22 protein-coding genes are annotated in these 20,124 nt (G+C 45.4%); 5 read left to right on the top strand and 17 right to left on the bottom strand.

The window, feature by feature from the left end; all coding sequences use genetic code 11:
* Genes lhgO through EAO36_RS00385 form a run of 4 tightly spaced genes read left to right on the top strand, consistent with a single transcriptional unit; the run spans position 1 to position 3,681 of the window.
* Positions 1–1,200, top strand: coding sequence for an L-2-hydroxyglutarate oxidase (gene lhgO / locus EAO36_RS00400; protein ID WP_120947896.1), 1,200 nt, complete (start codon positions 1–3; stop codon positions 1,198–1,200).
* Between the two features lie 56 nt (positions 1,201–1,256).
* Positions 1,257–1,745, top strand: coding sequence for a PAS domain-containing protein (locus tag EAO36_RS00395; protein WP_120955526.1), 489 nt, complete (start codon positions 1,257–1,259; stop codon positions 1,743–1,745).
* 9 nt (positions 1,746–1,754) lie between these two features.
* Positions 1,755–2,894: a methyl-accepting chemotaxis protein gene (locus tag EAO36_RS00390; RefSeq protein ID WP_120955524.1), complete on the top strand. Its 1,140-nt coding sequence runs from the start codon at positions 1,755–1,757 to the stop codon at positions 2,892–2,894.
* Positions 2,895–2,949: 55 nt separating this feature from the next.
* Positions 2,950–3,681, top strand: coding sequence for a hypothetical protein (locus EAO36_RS00385; protein WP_120947893.1), 732 nt, complete (start codon positions 2,950–2,952; stop codon positions 3,679–3,681).
* A 71-nt stretch (positions 3,682–3,752) separates the two neighbouring features.
* Here the strand turns inward: EAO36_RS00385 and EAO36_RS00380 are convergent, their stop codons facing one another.
* From EAO36_RS00380 to EAO36_RS00340, 9 genes are all read right to left on the bottom strand, one after another.
* Positions 3,753–3,968 carry a hypothetical protein gene (locus tag EAO36_RS00380; protein ID WP_120947892.1) on the bottom strand — a complete coding sequence of 72 codons (216 nt, stop codon included), beginning with the start codon at positions 3,966–3,968 and terminating at the stop codon, positions 3,753–3,755.
* A gap of 43 nt (positions 3,969–4,011) precedes the next feature.
* Complete coding sequence (locus EAO36_RS00375; RefSeq protein ID WP_120947891.1) at positions 4,012–4,866, bottom strand: transglutaminase-like domain-containing protein; 855 nt, start codon at positions 4,864–4,866, stop codon at positions 4,012–4,014.
* A gap of 18 nt (positions 4,867–4,884) precedes the next feature.
* Complete coding sequence (locus tag EAO36_RS00370; RefSeq protein ID WP_120947890.1) at positions 4,885–6,366, bottom strand: catalase; 1,482 nt, start codon at positions 6,364–6,366, stop codon at positions 4,885–4,887.
* 141 nt (positions 6,367–6,507) lie between these two features.
* Positions 6,508–7,053: a DUF1104 domain-containing protein gene (locus EAO36_RS00365; protein WP_120955522.1), complete on the bottom strand. Its 546-nt coding sequence runs from the start codon at positions 7,051–7,053 to the stop codon at positions 6,508–6,510.
* A gap of 98 nt (positions 7,054–7,151) precedes the next feature.
* The gene (locus EAO36_RS00360) at positions 7,152–7,769 is read right to left on the bottom strand and encodes a DUF1104 domain-containing protein (protein WP_120947888.1); all 618 of its coding nucleotides are present in this window, start codon (positions 7,767–7,769) and stop codon (positions 7,152–7,154) included.
* A 67-nt stretch (positions 7,770–7,836) separates the two neighbouring features.
* Complete coding sequence (locus tag EAO36_RS08415) at positions 7,837–8,121, bottom strand: hypothetical protein (RefSeq protein WP_143928363.1); 285 nt, start codon at positions 8,119–8,121, stop codon at positions 7,837–7,839.
* A gap of 405 nt (positions 8,122–8,526) precedes the next feature.
* Entirely contained in the window at positions 8,527–10,395 is a 1,869-nt protein-coding gene (gene dnaK / locus EAO36_RS00350; RefSeq protein ID WP_120947887.1) for a molecular chaperone DnaK, read from the bottom strand.
* Between the two features lie 21 nt (positions 10,396–10,416).
* The gene (gene grpE / locus EAO36_RS00345; RefSeq protein ID WP_120947886.1) at positions 10,417–10,944 is read right to left on the bottom strand and encodes a nucleotide exchange factor GrpE; all 528 of its coding nucleotides are present in this window, start codon (positions 10,942–10,944) and stop codon (positions 10,417–10,419) included.
* A 15-nt stretch (positions 10,945–10,959) separates the two neighbouring features.
* Positions 10,960–11,760 (bottom strand): HrcA family transcriptional regulator, encoded by an 801-nt coding sequence (locus EAO36_RS00340; protein ID WP_120947950.1) that lies wholly within the window; start codon positions 11,758–11,760, stop codon positions 10,960–10,962.
* A gap of 289 nt (positions 11,761–12,049) precedes the next feature.
* Between EAO36_RS00340 and EAO36_RS00335 the strand changes: the two genes are divergently transcribed.
* The gene (locus EAO36_RS00335; RefSeq protein ID WP_120947885.1) at positions 12,050–13,036 is read left to right on the top strand and encodes an asparaginase; all 987 of its coding nucleotides are present in this window, start codon (positions 12,050–12,052) and stop codon (positions 13,034–13,036) included.
* 50 nt (positions 13,037–13,086) lie between these two features.
* Here EAO36_RS00335 and rseP read toward each other — a convergent pair whose 3' ends face one another.
* The 8 genes from rseP to EAO36_RS00295 are packed head-to-tail and all read right to left on the bottom strand — an operon-like array spanning position 13,087 to position 20,116.
* Positions 13,087–14,127 (bottom strand): RIP metalloprotease RseP, encoded by a 1,041-nt coding sequence (gene rseP / locus EAO36_RS00330; RefSeq protein ID WP_120947884.1) that lies wholly within the window; start codon positions 14,125–14,127, stop codon positions 13,087–13,089.
* Positions 14,124–14,681, bottom strand: a complete 558-nt coding sequence (gene pgsA / locus EAO36_RS00325; protein ID WP_120955520.1) for a CDP-diacylglycerol--glycerol-3-phosphate 3-phosphatidyltransferase — start codon at positions 14,679–14,681, stop codon at positions 14,124–14,126. The genes rseP and pgsA overlap by 4 nt, the downstream gene beginning before the upstream one ends.
* Before the next feature lie 13 nt (positions 14,682–14,694).
* A complete protein-coding gene (locus EAO36_RS00320; protein WP_120947882.1) occupies positions 14,695–15,315 on the bottom strand; it encodes a hypothetical protein in 621 nt (206 codons plus the stop codon).
* Between the two features lie 32 nt (positions 15,316–15,347).
* On the bottom strand, positions 15,348–15,995 hold the full coding sequence (locus EAO36_RS00315) for a restriction endonuclease (protein ID WP_120947881.1): 648 nt from the start codon (positions 15,993–15,995) through the stop codon (positions 15,348–15,350).
* A complete protein-coding gene (locus EAO36_RS00310; protein ID WP_104640648.1) occupies positions 15,976–17,103 on the bottom strand; it encodes an Eco57I restriction-modification methylase domain-containing protein in 1,128 nt (375 codons plus the stop codon). The genes EAO36_RS00315 and EAO36_RS00310 overlap by 20 nt, the downstream gene beginning before the upstream one ends.
* Positions 17,104–17,156: 53 nt before the next feature.
* Entirely contained in the window at positions 17,157–17,942 is a 786-nt protein-coding gene (locus EAO36_RS00305) for an enoyl-ACP reductase (protein ID WP_120947880.1), read from the bottom strand.
* Positions 17,939–18,823 (bottom strand): 4-hydroxy-tetrahydrodipicolinate synthase, encoded by an 885-nt coding sequence (gene dapA / locus EAO36_RS00300; protein WP_185962975.1) that lies wholly within the window; start codon positions 18,821–18,823, stop codon positions 17,939–17,941. The genes EAO36_RS00305 and dapA overlap by 4 nt, the downstream gene beginning before the upstream one ends.
* A gap of 3 nt (positions 18,824–18,826) precedes the next feature.
* The gene (locus EAO36_RS00295; RefSeq protein ID WP_407925308.1) at positions 18,827–20,116 is read right to left on the bottom strand and encodes a M16 family metallopeptidase; all 1,290 of its coding nucleotides are present in this window, start codon (positions 20,114–20,116) and stop codon (positions 18,827–18,829) included.
* Between the last annotated feature and the right edge of the window lie 8 nt (positions 20,117–20,124).

The raw sequence follows: 20,124 nt of genomic DNA, 5'->3' as shown, positions 1-20,124 counted from the left end.
ATGGCTGTTATCTATGATTTCATCATCATCGGAGGGGGCATTTTAGGGCATTCGGTGGCGATGCAGTTGCTGGAACAATACCCTAACTCCAAAGTCGCCCTTTTAGAAAAAGAGAATGCCAGTGCGTTGCACCAAACCGGGCGCAATAGCGGGGTGATCCATGCAGGAGTCTATTACACCCCCGGCACGCTCAAAGCGCAGTTTTGCTATGAGGGCAACAAAGCGACTAAGGCCTTTTGTGAGGATCATGGGATTATCTATGAGGAATGTGGGAAGCTACTAGTAGCCAGCGATGAACTAGAAATGCAACGCATGGAGGAGCTTTGGGAGCGCACTAAAGAAAATGGCTTGGAACGGGTACGTTTGGATGCTCAGGAGCTCAGAGAGAAAGAACCCAATATCACCGGCTTGGGGGGGATTTTCTTCCCCACCAGTGCGGTTGTGAGTTACCCGGCTATTGTGCAGACCATGCGGACTTTGTTTGCGCAACAAGGTGGAGAGGTCTTTTACAATGCTGGAGTAGTGGGTTTGAGCGAGCATGCTAGGGGGGTGAAAATCACCACCACGCGCGGGGTGTTTGAGTGCAATTATTTGATCACCTGTGCGGGCTTGCATGCCGATCGCATGGTGAAAATGCTAGGCTTAAAACCGGATTTTACAATCTGCCCCTTTAGGGGGGAATATTTCAAACTCACTCACGATCGTAATAATCTTGTCAAGCATTTGATCTACCCCATTCCCGATCCGGATATGCCCTTTTTGGGCGTGCATTTGACCCCCATGGTTGGTGGGGGTATCACCGTGGGGCCTAATGCCATCTTGGCACTCAAGCGAGAGGGGTATTCTAAACTTGATGTGAGTTGGCGGGATTGTAAGGAAATGTTAGGGCACAAGGGTGTGCGGCACGTGATCAAGAAGCACTTTAGAGTTGGCTTATGCGAGTTTAAACACTCTTGTTGCAAGAAAAGTTATCTCTCTTTGGTGCAAAAATACTGCCCTTCTTTAAGGCTTGAGGACCTAGAACACCACCCCTCTGGTGTGCGTGCCCAAGCGGTGAGTGGGAGTGGAGAACTTATTGAGGATTTTTTGTTTTACAACACGCAACGCACGGTCAATGTATGCAATGCGCCTAGCCCAGCAGCTACAGCGGCTTTACCTATAGGTAAGCATGTTTTGTTACAATTAGAGGCGATTGTTTGAGGATTATAAAATGTGGATTGCACCAGAATCTACACTTCTTTAAATAGGACGCAGTTATGGAAAAGTTTGTTAAGCCGGATCATTTTTTGGTTACCAAGACCAACTTAAAAGGTGCTATTACCTATGCCAATAAGCCTTTTTTGGACATTGTTCATTGTAGCGAAAAAAAGATTTTGCACAAGCCACACAATATTGTGAGGCATCCAGAAATGCCCAAGGTCATTTTTAGAATGCTTTGGGAGGCGATCATGGACAAAAGAGAGATTTTTGCCTACATCAAAAACAAAACCTTTGATGGGAATTTTTACTGGGTCTTTGCCAATGTAACCGCCTCTATTGATGGTGATGGCAAACCCATTGGTTATTACTCTGTGCGGCGCGCGCCCAACAGAAAAGCCTTGGATATTATCACGCCCATTTATGCGGATTTGCTCGAGATGGAAAAAAGGCATGGCATGCAGACAAGTGGCACGCGTTTGCAAGAGCTACTAGACAAACAAGGCTGTGGCTACGAAGAATGGGTCAATAAACTACAACGATTATAGAGGACGCACATGTTAGGGTTGTTTGATAAAAAACAAGATGCAGCATTAAGCAAGATCGAGGAATTTGTTAATGCCATTAAAGATGGGTATTTGGAAGTGCGCATTATCGATATTGATGAGAATTGCAAATACAAAAACATCATGCATGGCTTGAATGATTTTTTAGATCAAGTGGAATCGGTTTTTAGAGAGATGAATGCTTGTGTGCAGGCAGCCAAAGATGGCAAGGATTACCGCAATATGTTTTATGGGGGTTATCGTGGGGTTTTCAAACAATATGCCGAGCATGCCGAGTCCCATGTAGAGGGAATCATTGCCTCTAATAACAATGCCATTGTGTTGCAATTAGCCGATATGGATGGTGGTGCTAAGGGCATTAGAGATGTTTTGACCAAGCTTAGCACACGCATCGATCAGTGTATAGAGAATAAGGAGTTGGCACAAAATATTGAAAAAAACTCGCTAAAAAACCAAGATGCGATCCAAAAAATCCATACCGATTTGCTCCACTTCAATGAAAATTGCACCAACATTAATGTTGTGATGGGTGAGTTGGAAAGTGGCATGGATTTTGTGATGCAAGTTACTAATGTGATTAGCGACATCGCCGATCAGACCAATTTGCTTTCCTTAAATGCTGCCATTGAGGCTGCGCGTAGCGGGGAACATGGGCGTGGGTTTGCGGTGGTGGCTGATGAGATTAGAAAATTAGCTGAGAGGGTGGCTAAGGAGGTGGGGAGCATTAAAAGCAGTTTTGGCGAGTTTAAAGGAGGGATTGACAAGTTAGGGCAGGAATTTACAGAAATTGCCCAACTGAGCACGGGGATTAACACCCACTTTGATGAGTTTTTAAAGATTTTACAGACATTTGTAACCGATAGCCACAAGAGCCTAAGCAATAATCAGGAATTGGAAATGGGGCTTTTAAATGTGATGCGCCACATCGAGTGGATCATTTTGAAAATGAATGTTTATCGGAGCGTGGTGACCAACAAGCAAGTCAATATTGAGCTAGAAAAGGCGGTCAGCCAAGATGGACTGTCCCTTATTAATGAGGTGTTAGAACATCTCAAAGCACATTATAACACACGCGAGGTAGATGACATGGTAGCGCGTTTGCGGAGTCTAGATGCAATGCCTGTCTCTTAAGGCTATGTTGTCTTAAGATCGCTAGAATCACCCCCATTTAACTTAAGGGGATGACATGAAGAAATTAGCTACGATCGGGATGGGGCTTGTTTTTTTGGGTTTTTTCATAGGCGGATTAGCCTTTGAGCGTTTTGTCTTGAGTAAGCACGCATCCAACAAGGATAAAACCCAAATCACCTTAGAAATCCAAACCACCCAAGAGGTTACACCCAAAACCTACACTACACACCTTGTTTTTAGCAGTGCAAATGCCCTACTGAGTGCGCCGGTTCTAAGCCCCCAACAAGAGGAAAGTATCAAAGCGGGCTTTTCAGAGATCAATAAGCTTGTTAAAAATGCCAACTTGTGCCATGCGACCAGTTATAGCCTCAAGCCCAACTACACCTTTGATAAGGACAACAGGCAAGTTTTGACTGGCTATAAACTCTATGCGGATATGGGCTGTAGCTTCAAAGCCTCCGCGCTATCCCAATATGAAACCTTGCGCGATAAAATTGCACAAGTGGCGGCTAAGAGCACGCTTTTTGTGCTCAATACCCCAGCCCTGCACTTCAAAACAGAAGATTTAGACTGGACTTCTTTGCAAGGTGTCTTGGTGCAAAAAGCCCAAAAACAAGCCACTTTTTGGACACAAAAACTGGGCAAGCAATGCCACATCCAACATCTTGATCTCTATGGGAATAACCCCACCACACGCTTAAGCACTCTGCCTGCTCAAAACAAAGAACACTTTTCTGACAAGTTGGAATTATCCTTAATGGCACGTTTAATGTTGGAGTGTGTTTAAAGAAAATCCAGTGCCACGCTGGGATTTCTAAACTTGGAGTCTGTGGCGCGGTTGCTCAGGCAAGACTAAAACTAATCTTGCTTGCGGAAGATAAATTTATCGATCTTAAAGAAAATGACGGCCCCGATGGTCTGCCCTAAGAAAAGATTGAGCCAAAGGGGGGTGTGCATCCACTCAAACAGAAGCATGAAGGGCAACATGACCACAGCGGAAAGCATCCAACGGAGCCAGTAAATCACAAAGAGTTTCGTTTTATACTCCATAAGGAGTTTTTTTAAAAATTCCATCCGATCCCCATACTAAGCCTACGCCAACCCGCCTCCACTCTTTTTAAACGGCGTGGAGTGTCTTATAGCTCAGATCTTGGATAAAATAGCTCGCATCGTAGTAAGCCAAATTATCCCCATCAATCAGAGCAAACGCCCCGTTAAACGAATCGATTAAGAAGCGATCCAAGGGCGTATCTTTTTGAAAATTGAGCGCAACAAAATCCCCTATCCAGCGACCTCGCCCATCTAATTTGGAATTGCGCGCACCTTGCAGATCGTAGCGCACCCAACCCGCACTAGGCAAAAAGACCTCGCTTTTCACGCCTAAAGCCAACTTATGCCCTAACTCAAAACCCTGCACCTCTCTAGCTGGAATACCTGCACTCCTGCATAGTGAAACAAAGGTAGCGGTTGTCCCATGGTCCTTAGCCCACGCATAGTAGCGATCCACGCTCTGTTTGGCAGAGAGCCCGGCCAACTCCTTTGCTTGTTTGATAGTCTCTAGATTGACTGGGATATAGCGCGTGGGTTCCAAAAAGCGCGCCAAGTCTTGTGAATCTTGGCTGGCAGAAATAGCATCTAGTTGCCACACATCCACTTGAATCTGCACGCGCTTAACGGGCTCTTGCTTGTCAAACACCACATGCAACATGGGCACCTGATCAGCGTCCCTAGCCTCCAAATGGGTATAATTGCCATGCACACGAAGATTGCTGGGTTGCTGGTAGTTTGTGGCTAGGGGGAGGGGAACCCACATTTTTGTTTGTTTGGAGGACGCTACATGGATTTCATAATCCAGGTGGAGGCGGTGTCTTTTAGACTTCGGAGAAGGGGACTGGCTAGCCCCCAAAAAGCCAGCCCCAACCAACATACCCGTTCCCATAATGCCCGTTTTGATAAAATCTCTGCGTTGCATATTTGCTCCAAACCTAATCTATGCCTTGTTTTTATGCATGCGTTTCATTTGTGCCCACAGCTCTGCAACCCGTTTGCCATAATTAGCATCGGCTTTTTTGAAGTGCTCGATTTGGCGTTTTACAATGTTATCGGGCACGCCATGCATAGAATGCACGATGTTAAGGCAAGTCCTCTCCTTTTCATCTTTGGGCATGAGGCGGTAGAGATCGCCAGGTTGGGTGTAGTAGTCTGTGTCATAATCCCTAAAATTATAGTCATAGGCAGCAAACTCATCCTCTAGCTTGGCTAAGTCTAGTTTAGGCTCTTTGGCATTGGGATCCTCTTTATAGCCCGGGAAAGAACTAGGGTTATAGTTAATCATGGAACCATAATAACCATTGGTCATAAAACCATCTCTAGAAGAGCTATGGAAGGGGCAACGGGGCGCATTCACGGGTAATTGGGTGTAATTAACGCCTAGCCGGTAGCGGTGTGTGTCCCCATAAGAGAAAAGACGGCCCTGCAACATGCGATCGGGACTATAGCCAATACCCGGGACAACATTAGCAGGGGTGAAAGCGGATTGCTCCACCTCGGCAAAATAGTTTTCTGGGTTCTTGTTGAGCTCTACAATCCCTACCTCGATCAGCGGATAATCTTTTTGACTCCAAGTCTTGGTAACATCAAAAGGATGGAAACGATAGGTCTTGGCTTCGCTCTCAGGCATCACTTGGATAGACATTCTCCATTTAGGGTAGTCGCCCCGCTCGATGGCTTCAAATAAATCCCTTTGGGCGGAATCTAGATCGTGTGCGCGCACCTTAGCAGCCTCTTCGCTGGTGAGATTCTTGATCCCTTGCATGCTTTTAAGGTGGAACTTCACCCAAAAGCGTTGGTTTTTGGCATTGATCAAGCTGAAGGTATGGCTACCAAAGCCGTGCATGTGGCGATAACCATCGGGAATACCCCGATCGCTCATCACAATGGTAACTTGGTGCAAACTCTCAGGCACATTGCTCCAAAAATCCCACACCATTGTGTTGTCCCGTAGGTTGGTTTGTGGGTGGCGTTTTTGGGTGTGGATGAAGTCGGGGAATTTGATGGGATCGCGCACGAAAAACACAGGGGTGTTATTGCCGACCAAATCCCAGTTGCCCTCTTCGGTGTAATACTTCATCGCAAAGCCACGTGGGTCCCTCTCAGCATCAGCAGAGCCTTTTTCACCTGCCACGGTGGAAAAGCGGAAGAAGCAAGGGGTTTTTTTGCCCACTTTACTAAAGATTTTAGCTTTGGTGTATTTAGTGATGTCTTTGGTAACTGTAAAAGTGCCATAAGCCCCGCTACCCTTGGCATGCACCACCCTCTCAGGAATGCGCTCGCGATCAAAATGGGCTAATTTTTCTAGAAACCAAGTGCTTTGTAAGAGCACTGGACCTCTTGGACCTGCAGTCAAAACATCTTGGTTATTGGCAATGGGCGTTCCCGTTGCGGTGGTTAAAACAACTTCTTTGTGTTTCATTGGGAAAATCCTTTATATTTTATTTAGAACCCTAGTGGATTCACCCAGAAGTGTAGCACAAAAACACTCTATCTAAGCCTTAAAAGGAAACAAAAACCCAACTAAATTCTCAAAATGTTATGTATGGTAACTATGTGGTCATTATAAGAAAAGACCCATTTTAGACGGGTCTTCAAGAAAAGCTAGAATGCGACTAGGATTCGTGTTTATTCTCGTGCTCGTGGTGCTCATGCCCGGGTTTGTGTTTGCGATCGTGCTTGTGCCCGTGTTTGCCACAGGTACAAGCCCTGCAACATCGCAATTACACCTAGCATGGCAATTACAAGACTTGACAGATAAACCGCTATTTTTATATTCTGCACGCGTCATTTTAGCAATGCGCGCTTTGATAGCTGCACGGATAGCCTCACGGCGTTTTTCAAACTCCTCCATGGTCATGTTTTCGGTGTTTTTATCCGCGGCCTTTTTTAGTTGGTCATGGAATTCCTTTTTTTGCTCCGCACCCATGCCCTTCATGCGCTTAAAGAGCTCCATTTGGTAATCTGGGACCTCATTGGGAGCCACTTTGCCCGCTAACTCGATTAGCTCTTGGTTGCTCTTATTTTTAAAAGAGACCTCATTTGCCCACAAGCCTGTGCATAAACCAGCCAAGATCAAAGACGATAAGCCCAATTTTACAGATTTCATACACACCTCCCAACACTGAAAATTTAAAAAAGAGAAAAAGACAGAAAGGAATAAAAGCATGGGTCCCAAAGGACCCTAAAGTTCCAGACTATAGACTACTAGTGTTGTGCCTCTGATTTTGGAGCTTGTTCTCCAGCACCACCACTCTTAGCAGGGGCTTTTGGCATTTCTTTGTCGCCATGTTCCATGTGTTCCATAGATCCGCCCTTACCAGTACCAGATTTCTCCATGCCTTTATGACCACCCTCATGGTGTCCGCCATGGTGTCCGTGGGCTTTGCCCTCTTTGTGAGCACCTTCCTTATGCGCTCCCCTTTTCTTTTTAGAAGCACACCACACTTTACGCACCTCACCCTTACAAACATGGACTCCGGCTAGACCCATTTCTTTGAGTTCGTCAGGAGAATGCTCTTTTGTGGCACTTTCAAATTCCTTGCGGATTTCTTCGCGCATAGCCACAAAATCTTTCTTTTTCATTTTCTTAAAGTGGGCTTCAGCTGCTTGCTTGAATTTCCATTTGAAGCTATTTTTAGCCTTGGCTGTTTTTAAGCTCTCAACATGCTTATGGACCGCTGCACGCAAATCCAAAGCATCTTCAGCTGGCACCTTACCGGCTAACTTGAGCAACTCTGGACCACTTAGACTAGAGTAATCTTTAGCGTTTGCAACACCCAAAGACAACATGCCCATCAAAAAAATTCCTAAAAACCGACGCATAAACCGACCCTTTGTGATTGAAATAAAAAACGATCGCTATTCTAGCTAGTCCTAGTTAAATATAAGCTTAATTGTGCCCTAATCTTGCACGAACAAACCCCGCAACTACACCAGTAAGTGTGTGTATAGACATTGGTGAAGTGGAACCAAAAAACACTTTCATATGTGTTGGATTGCCGGTAAAGCCAATTGAGAAGTCTTCAAAAGGCAGATGTTTTTCCACCACGCAAGCAAGAACTTCGGCACAGATTTTGAGCACCATCACCCTAAAGCTCTCTTGAGATTCTAAAATCTCTTCTGTGAGTTCAAGTGTGTGGAAAGTTTGGCTAGCAAAATTGGCCTCTATTCTCAAGCCTTACGTGCTGAAGTGCAAGACATGATCTCTTGACATACTCCCCACAACTAAAGCTAGAGGCTTTACGGTGGGTTGGTAAATCCAAGATTTTAACGCCTTTTGGGTGCTTTGGGATTCAAAGTTGGCACAGATTAAGAGTCTATCCTTGGAGATGTGTGCATCATCCCCTTTTTGGTGAGGAGGCAGGGATTGGTGAGACTCGTTGCGTTTGTTAGGGCTAGGGTGTGGTTGTCTAAAGTGTAGCTGGTCGGATCAAGTGGGCTCTTACATGCCCCATTGGCGTAGGTAAGAGAATTGGAGTCTAAAAACCCATCCATGCTTGGGACAACGCAAGGTGTTCCCCCCTCCACAGAAAGGGTTACCTTGGGTGCTAAGACTCCCTAAATGCGTGGGTTCCACCCCCTACTCTACTTCAGCATCAATCACATCATCCTCTTTTTTCTTAGATGTTTGTGCTGCCCCTTGATCCTTTTTCATCATCGCCTCGGTGAGCTTGTGCGAACTCTCCGCTAAGGCTTTCATCTTGGCTTCTACCATCTCCTTAGTTGCACTCTCATCTTTAAGAGTGGCTTCTAAATCGTTGAGCGCGCCTTGGATTTTCTCCACATCACTGGGCTCTAGACCGGCTTTGTGCTCCTCTAAGCTCTTTTTGGTTTGGTGTGCGAGGCTCTCGGCTTGGTTTTTAGCCTCCACCACCTCTTTACGGCGGCGATCTTCCTCCTTGTGCAACTCCGCATCTTTGACCATTTTTTCAATTTCGCTATCGCTCAAGCCACTCGAACCAGAGATTTTAATCTCTTGGGATTTGCCGGTGTTTTTGTCCTTAGCCGAGACGGTCAAAATTCCATTAGCGTCGATGTCAAAGGTAACCTCAATTTGGGGCACGCCTCTAGGAGCTGGGGCGATCCCGGTGAGATCAAACTTACCTAGAGACTTGTTGTCTTTAGAAAATTCGCGCTCACCTTGCAAGACCAAGATGGACACAGCAGGCTGGTTATCCTCAGCCGTAGAGAATACTTGGGCTTTTTTAGCCGGGATGGTCGTGCCTTTTTCAATGACCTTAGTCATCACCCCACCCAAAGTTTCAATGCCTAGGCTTAGAGGAATCACATCTAAAAGTAAGACATCTTTGACATCACCCTTCAACACGCCCGCTTGGATACTCGCCCCCACAGCCACAACCTCATCGGGATTAACCGACTTGTTTAAATCTTTGTTGATGAACTCCTTAACCCGCTCTTGCACTTTTGGGATACGCGTAGAACCCCCCACCATGACCACTTCTGCAATATCCCCCTTGCTCAAGCCCGCATCTTGGATCACACTATCAATTTTCTTGATGGTATCCTCAATCAAATCATCAATCAAGCTTTCAAACTTGGCACGGGTGATTTTTTTAACTAAGTGTTTAGGACCACTCGCATCCGCTGTGATAAAGGGCAGATTAATTTCGCTCTCTTGTGCGGAACTGAGTTCCTTTTTAGCATTCTCGCTAGCTTCCTTCAAGCGTTGCAACGCCATAATGTCCTTTTTAATGTCAATCCCGTTCTCGCTTTCAAATTCTTTGGCGATGTAGTCGATCACGCGGTTGTCAAAGTCATCGCCTCCCAAGAAAGCATCCCCACCAGTGGCCAAAACCTCTACGACGTTGTCGCCTGTTTCAAGCACAGTAACATCAAATGTCCCTCCGCCCAAGTCATAAACCATGATCTTTTCAGATTCTTTTTTGTCCAAGCCATAGGCAAGGGCAGCTGAAGTAGGCTCATTGATGATACGCAACACATTTAAACCCGCAATGGTGCCCGCCTCTTTAGTGGCTTTTCTTTGGCTGTCATTAAAATAAGCGGGCACGGTGATCACCGCCTCTGTAACAGGTTCGCCTAAATAGCTCTCAGCATCCTCTTTGAGTTTCATTAAAATTTTAGCCGAGATTTCTTGGGGGGTGTAGGTTTTGCCCGCAACTTCTATGGCACAAGCCCCATTGCGATCCACGATTTTATAGGGCAAACGTTTTTTAGCCTCTTGTGCCTTGTCTTCATTGCTCATCAACCCCATGATTCGTTTGATCGAATAGATCGTTTTTTCCGGGTTGGTAACCGCCTGGCGTTTAGCACTCTCACCCACTAAGATTTCACCTTTATCGGTGAAAGCCACCACTGAGGGGGTTGTGTTCTTGCCCTCTTTGTTAGCGATGATTTTTGCCTCATTGCCCTCATAAACTGCCATTGCAGAGTTTGTTGTGCCTAGATCAATACCGATCACTTTTGCCATTTTATATCCTTTGTATTAAGATTAATTGTTTTTAGCGATGCTCACCATCGCAGGGCGCAATAAACGCTCTTTATACTTGTAGCCTTTTTGGAAGACCTCTACAATCTCCCCTTCCTGCTTATGCTCTGCGCTCACATGCATGACCGCATTATGCACGCTGGGGTCAAATTCTGCCACGCACTCCACACACTCAATGCCATGTTTGGCGAGTACTTCATGCATTTTGTGCAAGGTGAGTTCTAACCCTTTAGAGATGGGTTGTGCCTCTCTGGTTTCCTCCTCTTTTTGTGCGCTCTGCAAAGCGGCATGCAACGCATCAATCACGGGCAAAAGATCGTTAGCGATTTTTTCATAGGCGTATTCTAACGCCATCGCCTTGTCTTTTTCTAGCCTTTTCTTAGCGTTTTCAAAATCCGCATGGGTGCGCACATATAAATCTTGCGCCTCCTTGAATTTGAGTTGGTAGTCAATCTCTGGTTTTTCAGATTTATCCAAATTAGGTTGGATAATCTCTCCCTCTCGATCCACCACTTCTTCATTTTCTGCCATTCTCTTCCCTTTCACTTAAGATGCACGCGTGATCGCGCTGTAAAACCCCTCAAAATCCCGCTCCAAGCTCCCCACACAAAGCATTTTACTTTTTAGCCCTTGTGTTGTGATGGATTGCACCACCCCCAAAAAGCCCAAGGGCAAAATACGCTCAAAGTGCAAGCCCTGCTTGAGATGCCAAAAAACACTCCCCTCGCAAATTTCCAAAAATAGCTTTTCATGCTTGGTTTGGGCTAGCAAGAGCTGGGCTAGAGCACAGAGTCCAAAATAAAAACGTTCTTGATAGAAGTTCTTAATTTGCTTGGCCAGACTGGTGATACACACTAATAACGCAGCATCTTGGATAGCCTGACACCCCAACCCCACCAAGTCTTTTAAAAAGGACTCGAGTTTCTTGCTATAGGCTAGCAACATCTGAGTCGCCCCAAAATCCAGGATCAAAAAGCGTTCTTGGAAGTTATAGACACCTAGCAAGATGGCTTGTTTGTAACGCTCAACAAAACTAAAGATTCCATAGCGGACACTGGCTTCTTGGATTTTACTCAGATCCACTTCTAAGAGTGTGGCGGTGTCTAACTTGGCACGCCAATAGTCTTTGAGGGCTTGGGTGGTGGGGATACGCCCACCACTGGTGTGGCTTTGACGCAATGCTCCCTCAGAAGTGAGGCGTTTAAAATAATTGCGGATGGTGGCAGAAGAAATCTGCATGTCCTCTCCTTGCAAGAGCAGACGCAAACTCTCCGATCCAATGGGCGTGTGGCTATCTAGGTAAGCTTTAATAAAAGCCTCTAAAAGCCACTCTTTTTTGACACTCATCAAATCCAACCTTTCCAAATCTTTTAAACCAAGTGCATTATAGCATGGAATTTGCAAATTTTAGCATTCTTTTTCAAATATTGCTAAGATTTAGGGCTTAAAATCCAAAACTTGATAGCAGTTATATCAATTTATATTACTTATTTAATTAATAATACTTGCTATAAATGGCATTTATTAAAGAATAAAAAAGTCCGTAGAGGGCAAAATAAGCCCGTGCTAACCATGCCTGTATCTAAATTTAGCCTTTTAGGCTAAAATGCCCAAAAAACTTAAAGGAGACTTCAAAATGAAGGCAAAAGTGATGGTGTTAGCCACAGGCGGGACGATTGCTGGAGGGAGTGAGAGTCAGATTAGTGGGGCTTATACTAGTGCCACAATGGGCATTGATCGCATATTAGAGGCATTGCCACCACTCCACCATGTCGTAGATATTGAGGGTGAACAGATTGCCAATGTGGGCTCTCAAGATATGGATTGGGGTATTTGGTTTAAATTATTAGAACGCATTGAAACCTTGGCGCAACAAGAGGCGATCAAAGGTTTCGTGATCACGCATGGCACAGATAGCATGGAAGAGAGTGCCTATTTTTTACACCTCACGCTCAAAACTTCTAAGCCTGTGGTGCTAGTGGGGGCGATGCGTAATGGATCAAGTATGAGTGCTGATGGCCCACTGAATTTATACAATGCGGTAGCAGTGGCTTTGAATAAAGAAAGTGTGGGTAAGGGCGTTTTGGTGGTGATGGATGATGAAATCCATTGCGCGCGCGAGGTGGTGAAAACCCATACGAGTAGTGTCCATGCTTTTTGCTCGCCTAATTGTGGCAAGATAGGGAGTATTTATTATGGGAAGGTGCATTTTTACATGCAGTCTTTGAGAAAACACACCCTGCAAAGCGATCTGGGTTTGGAGAAAATCCAAGAATTGCCTAAGGTAGTGGTGATCTATACCCATGTGGATTGCAAAGTATCTCTGTTAGAAAATGCGATCATCAATGGGGCTAAGGGGATTGTGGTTGCGGGTATGGGGAATGGCAATCCGGGGAGTGCACTCTTAAATGCGATGGGCAAGGCGGTTAAGGAAGGTGTGGTTGTTGTGCGTGCGAGCCGCACAGGGGGCGGACTTGTGAGCTCTACAGAGGTTGATGATGCCAAATATGGTTTTATCACCCCCGATAATCTCAACCCACAAAAGGCACGGGTTTTATTGCAACTAGCCTTGTTAAAAACCAAGGATGTGGCCAAAATTCAAGAGTTTTTCCACACACATTGATCCGGTATGCGGGGCGGTTAGGATCGCCAAGTTTGGCTATGGGGGGCTTTTCAGGCGTGCAAGAGTCTAATTAGATCGTTAAAAAGCCCAATGGCCATCAGTGTAATTAAAATCCCCAAACCAAGCATGTTGAGAGCTTGGATACTCTTAAGACCGATCTTTTTGCGCGCCAAGCTTTCATAGAAAACAAATAAAATCTGCCCACCATCGAGCATGGGAATGGGTAAAAGATTGAGAATGCCCAAGTTGATCGAGATAAACGCCACACTCAAGAGCAAAATACTCCAATCGCTTTGGTGCGCCATAAAATCCACAATACCCACTACAGAGCTTAACTCTGAGACACCCACCACGCCTACAATTAACTTTTCTAAGCCTTGGAGCACAAGGCCAACCATGCCCACTAATTGCGCTCCAGCGTGCTTAAAGGCCCCTAATACGCTATAGCGCAACACCACAAAGGCTTGAGCGGGTGCGATCCCAATGGCTTTGCTTGCCACATGTTCATGGAAAATATTTGTACGCTCTTGGGTGATGGGTGTGATGGGGAGGGTTAGGGTTTGTGTGCCACGCTTGAAGGTTACTTGTAAAGTGCCTTGAGATTTTTGGACGGCCTTTGTGAGGGCTTGCCAATCAGCAATGGGGTCGCCATTGATAGCTAAGATGCGATCTTGAGCTTGCAATCCAGCTTGCACAGCAGGCATGTTGGGTATCAAAGACCCCACAATAGGGGCTAGACTCTTTTGCCCGATTAGATTTAAACCTGAGTAAATCCCAAAGGCTAACAAGAGATTAAATAGGGGTCCAGCCATCAAAATAGCGATTTTTTGCAAGGGAGTCTTGCTATTGTAGCTATCTGGCTCTAAAGAGGGGTTTTCAAAGTCCTGTCCCTTGAGTTTGACATACCCCCCCAAAGGGATGAGCGAGAGGGCGTATTGGGTTTCGCCATGCATTTTAGCCCAAATTTTCCGCCCAAAGCCAATACTAAAAACCTCCACATGCACGCCACACGCCCGCGCCACCAAAAAATGCCCCAATTCATGGAAAAAAATCAAAAAACCCAGAGCCACTAAAGAAAATAACAAACTCATGGATTGCGCACCATTTGGTAATATTTGATCACATAATCCATGCCCGAATACAGAGTTGCAAACAGTGCTAGGGCGACCAAATAATGCCCCACCACGACACTACCAATACGCCAATCAGCCAGCAAAGAGCTAATCGCGCAGATTTGCAAGAATGTTTTATACTTGCCCAAGCGACTCACGGCAATGTGCTTGCCCATATTAGAAACAGAAACGCGCAAACCAGCGATGAAAAATTCGCGCCCTAAAATCACAAAGGGCACCCACGGATTAATGCGGTTCAAATAGACTAAACCCAAAAAAGCCGCCAAAATCAAAATCTTATCGGCCAAAGGGTCAAAGATTTCGCCAAAAAGAGTTTTGAGCTGATAATTGCGGGCAATGTAACCATCTAAAAAATCTGTGAGCGCAGCGAGTAAAAAAATCAAGGCTCCCATAGAATTTAAGGTCGTCTGGGATGCCTTAAAAAAATGGGGGGCGTGGAGGATAAAGAACAGTAAAAAGATAGCCAAAACAATGCGCAAAATGGTGAGGATATTGGGGATGTGGCGGATCATGCCTCGCATCGTTTTAAGGTGTGGAGATTTGTTTGAGTCTGACAAAACCCAAAAAGATCATGCCCCAGCCAACCACCATACTCGCAACAAGTAAAATACCCCAATTTGCAACAAGAGTGGGTCCTAGATTGGCTAGGAGGAACAACAACCCCAAAGCCCCCCCGATGAGCAACACACCCCGTTTAAAGGCGCGATCTTGGGTTACACGGCTCAATTCATCAAAAAGTCGGTAGCTATAGTAGAGGTATAAAAGAAAAGTAATGGATTTGATGTGGAACAATTGATCTAAGCTGGCTTTGGGGAAAAGTATTAGGGCTACCAAGGAAAGAATCGCATCGGCAATGTAGGGGAAGGCGATACAGCGAAAAATCAACAAATTACGGCTCACTTTTGCCAGCTTGTAATAGCCCATAACTTGGAACACAAACACGACTAACATGCAAAATAGCAACACACGCATAAGGGGAGAGGTGAAAAATCCGCCCAACTGCTCTGCATGCCCCCCGCTTTTTTGCAACCAAGCAGCCAAGCCAAAGAATGCCCCTAAGGTGGTGAGAGCTAAGAGAACATGGGCAACTAAGATAGTCCTACGGGCAATCTGGAAGTCCTTGTTTTCTTGGATGTGGATGGTCATGGAAACTCTACCACGCTAAAATCATGGATGGACTAAGTATTTGCACCGTTTAAAGACCAATTACAGATTTTTTGATCGATGCTAGATGAGATCTCATGGGAGGGATAGCCCTCCACTCTTTTCTTCCAGCTTTCCCAATAAACGTTTAAAATGTATCGCGTGGCTTCGATCTCATTGCGCTTAGAAAATCCCCGATTCTTGTTCCACTTACATTGGAAAGGTAGGTTATTGCCAGTAGAATTTAAGGTTTCAATGCGTTTTAGGGAAGTCCAAAAACAATCTTTGGGGTCATTTTTATTCACAACCAAAAAATAATAGTCATAGCCCAATTTAAGTTGTTCGGCTAAAATAGCATGGAATTTCTCCCAAGGGGTGGGCAGGTTTTGCACGCCCGTTAAGGCATAACCCATGCCCAATTTGGCAGAAATGTTGTCTGCGCTATTGTTGTTGAGGTCCGAGACCTTGATGTTGACAAAAATCCCTTGGGAGTCCTTGACAATCTTAAAATCATACCAACAACGAGGGGGGGACATTTGCACCTCTGAAAACTTGTCAGTCAAGACAGCCAAAATTTGGTCCTCGTGGCTAATGGAATTGATGCGTCCATCTCGATTACTTGCATTCAAAACGACCGGCTTTTGTTTGAGGTAAGCGATGATATTATTCAAATAAGTTAGCATCAACTAAAGCCTCCTGAAGTGATTTTTGAGAAAAAATGTAGCGCCCACCCGTTACAAATCCCATATCTTCCCAATTAATTTCATTCAATGTATGGAGAGCATGCTTTAAATCCAATCCCTTTTTTGGGAAGAGTGCTAACACAGATCCATCCCATCGATTGCACTCGTTGATAAAAAAAGGGTTTGCATTCCTTGTTTTGCAATTCACATAAACCCGCGGCTCATTAAATCTGAAATTGACAGGCCGCCCCCAAGCCCACCAATTTTCTGCTGTAAAGTGCTTGATTTTGCGCTGGATCAAAATTTCCTTATACGGTTCTAAGACCCGATCAGGCCTTTCATAAATCATCTTTTTAAGCTTACCACTTTTGGCTGTTTGCGAACACACAAACGCATCGCCATTTTCATGTTCAAATAATTCATCCTTGCCACTGACCGCCCCTACCTTTATCTCAAAGTAGGCACCAATGGGCTTTACGTTTGTTGTCTTATGAAAAGAGAGGATACCATCCCTAATGAGCAAGTGCCGCTTACCATAGAAGGTATTGGTTAAATAAGAAAAATTGCCCTTTTCATATCTAAAAATACACACATTGGGACAGGCACCGCCAAAAAACTTTTGATCACCATAATCATAGAAATCGGTTATCGTCCCGTGTTCATAGAGCAAATGATTGACATATCTAGCAGAAGTGAGTTTGATGAAGTCTCTAGGCACAATAAAAATCATCTCACCATGCTTCTTGAGATGGTGGAAGCATTTTTCAAGGAAGTAAAGGTAAAGGTTCGTGCGCGCTCTGATCGCTGTTTTATGAGCGATCTTAAATAATCTACGATCGACATAGGGTGGATTGCCAATGATGGTGTCAAATTTTTCGCTGACGGGGTAGTCAAAAAAGTCAATGTTGAGCACCCTTTCATCACAAATCACGCTCCTATCTAATTCAATGAAAACAGCGTTGTTATCCAGCCGTGCATTAAAAGCCCCATTGCCACAAGAGGGTTCTAGCAACCGACCATTTTTGTAACGGATGAGCGATAAACACTGATTTACAAGCTTTTGAGGAGAAAAAAACTGCCCGAGTTCCCTCTTTAAATCAAGTCCCATCGCACCCCGTTTCAACACTCTGTATTGCCAGTTTGTATAATAAAACATTGTTCCTATTTAAAAGTGGTGCCCCCATCGACCACAATGGTCTGCCCTGTAAGCCATGCGCTTTGCTCGGGGTCGCACAAGAAATACACCGCCCCGGCTAGGTCGGTGGGGTTGCCCATGCGTTTTAGAGGGGATTGCTCCTCCACTTTGGCTTTGATCTCAGTGTAATCGGGGAAGGCTTTGAGTGCATCCGTGTCGATGGGCCCGCCACTCACGGCATTCACCCTAATGCCAAATTCGCCCAAATCCACAGCGGCGTATTTGACCATCGTTTCGACCGCATTTTTAGAATTGCCATGCCCAGCGTAATTGGGCATATAAACTAGGTTGCCCGTAGAGCTTAAGGACACAATCGCGCCCCCGCCCACAAGTTTCATGCGTTTAGCTGCCTCTTGCGCCCCCACCACAAAGGCTAAGACCGTGGCGGTGTAGATGTTGTTTAGACCTTTAGGTTTAAGACGCATAAAAGGGGCAAACCCGCCCACCACAGAGCGCCCATAAATGATCGCATTGGATACAAAAAAATCTACCCGTTCAAAGTCGGTGTCAATTTGCTTAAAAAGATCCACATATTGCTCGGGCTCTAAAATATCCAAATGATAGGGCTTGGCTTTGATTTTATAGAGTTCTTGCACTTCGGTGGCGATCCGCTGGGCTTCCTCTTGGTTCTTGTTGTAGGTGAAAGCCACATTCACACCATTTTGGGCAAAGCGGTATAAAATAGCCCTACCAATGCCCCGAGTCGCTCCACTCACCACTAGGGTTTTACCCCGCATGCCCATCTCATTCATTTTAATACCTCATATTTCTCTAAAATGGTTTCCAAGTACTGCATATGCTCAGCACTGGGTGCCACTAGCGGGAGTCTATAAGTTAAATTTTGGATCAGACCCGCCATGTACATTAGTGCCTTCACTGGAATCGGATTGGTCTCACAAAAAAGAGCCGTGTTGATCTCATAGAGTTCGTTTTGAATCTCCTTGGAGGTGTCCCAATCCTTCTCCAAGCACGCCTGCACCATGCCAGCAATTTTATTAGGAAGCAAGTTCCCTGTAACAGAGATCACCCCCACCCCGCCACTTGCCATGATGATGTGGTTTAATTTGTCCTCTCCGCTGTAAATTTGGATATCCGGGGCAAAGTGTACTAAATCCACCAGTCTTTGGGCCATGCCCGATGCCTCTTTAATCCCGATGATATTTTCCACATTTTGGAACAAACGCACTGCAGTAGAAACCTCGATTTGTACGCCTGTGCGCCCGGGCACATCATAGAGAATCAAAGGAATCTCCACAGATTGAGCGATACTCTTGTAATGTTGGTAAAGCCCCTCTTGAGTGGGGCGGTTATAATAGGGACTCACGCATAAAATCCCACTAGCCCCGCATTTTTGGGCAAACTTAGCAAGCATGATCGACTCGCTGGTGGCGTTACTCCCCACACCAGCTAAGACCTTGATGCCTTTGGGTTTGCACACCTCTAGGGCGATCTCAATGCAACGCATGTGTTCTTGGTGGGTGAGTGTGGCTGATTCGCCTGTGGTGCCAACCGGCACGCAAGCATCCATACCTAGCCCAATTTGGCGCTCAATAAGGGAGGCATAAGCACTCTCATCCACTTCCAAATTTTCCTTAAAGGGTGTGATTAGGGCACTGAGGGCATGCATGGGCACTTCTTAGGGTTTGAGTGTTACAACACTATAGGCTTCATCGCGAAAATACTCGTTAGCTACACGCACAATGTCTTTGATCTCTAGGGCGTTAAATTCCTCTTGGTACTGTGCCATGTCCTTGATGTCTCCTTGTGTCAAGTATTCGGCAAACATTTCGGCTACATCAGAGGAATCTTCTAAGCTAGCGATGAAGTCCGCGCGGTTATTCACCTTGACCTTGTCTAGCTGTTGTTGGGTGATACCCCCTTTTTTGATGTTATCAATAATGGCTAAGATTTCTTTGCGGATTTGGGAGGCCTCCACATGTTGGTTGGCCCCCGCCACAAATAAAAACACACTGGCATCCTTGAGCTCCATATTTTGGGCAAACACCTGAGAGGCTAGGCGTTTTTGATCCACCAAGCCTTTTTTCAACAAACTGCTATCCCCCTCGCTGAGCAACTTAGCCAGTGCATTGAGGGCAACCTGATCTTTGTGCAAAAACGGCGGGACTTTCCACCCAAGGGCGATCCACTCTAAAGATAAATCTTTTTTGTGAATGACGGTCTCACGCAAACCATTTTGGATGGGCTCTTGGGTATAGACTTTGGGGATGGTGGTTGTGGTTTTGTTCTTGATGGGACCAAAATATTTCTTAGCCTGATCAAAAACCTGTTTGTAGTCTAAATCCCCCACCACGAGCAAAATTGCATTCTTGGGCTGGTAATAGAGGGAATGAAACGCCCTAATGTCCTCAATATTCCAGTTTTTAATATCCTCCATAAAGCCAATGGGTGTCCAGTGGTAGGGGTGATAGACAAAAGCCGTGTTGAAAAAGCGGAAGTAGAGATACCCTAGCGGGGAATTGTCCGTGCGCCATAATCTCTCCTCTGCCACAACTTGCCGTTCGGGTAAAAACTCATCTTCTTTGAGTTGCAAAGAACCCATCATGTCGGCAAATAATTCCAAAGACTTTTCCAGATTCTCATTGCTGGCTTTAATAAAGTAACGGGTGTAATCAAAGCTAGTAGAAGCGTTGCTCACCCCTCCAAAACTCTTAACAATGGCATCAAACTCGCCCTCTTTTAAGTGCTTGGTGCTCTTGAAATTCATATGCTCCAGCATGTGGGCGATCCCACTCTTGCCCATTCTTTCATTGCGTGAGCCTACCTTGTAAAGAACATTTACCTCAATCACGCCACTTTTATTTTTCAGGGGTACTGCCACGACTTGTAAGCCATTGTCTAAAATTGTGGTGTAGTGTGATGGCAAATAAGTGTGGTGCTCTTGTTTTTGTATTGCTTCTGCGCGCATGATCACTC

The sequence above is a fragment of the Helicobacter mehlei genome, from assembly GCF_003660265.1.
Lineage (GTDB): Bacteria > Campylobacterota > Campylobacteria > Campylobacterales > Helicobacteraceae > Helicobacter > Helicobacter mehlei.
The sequence above is the reverse complement of the archived record's forward strand: the minus strand, read 5'-3'. Positions and strand labels throughout refer to the sequence as shown.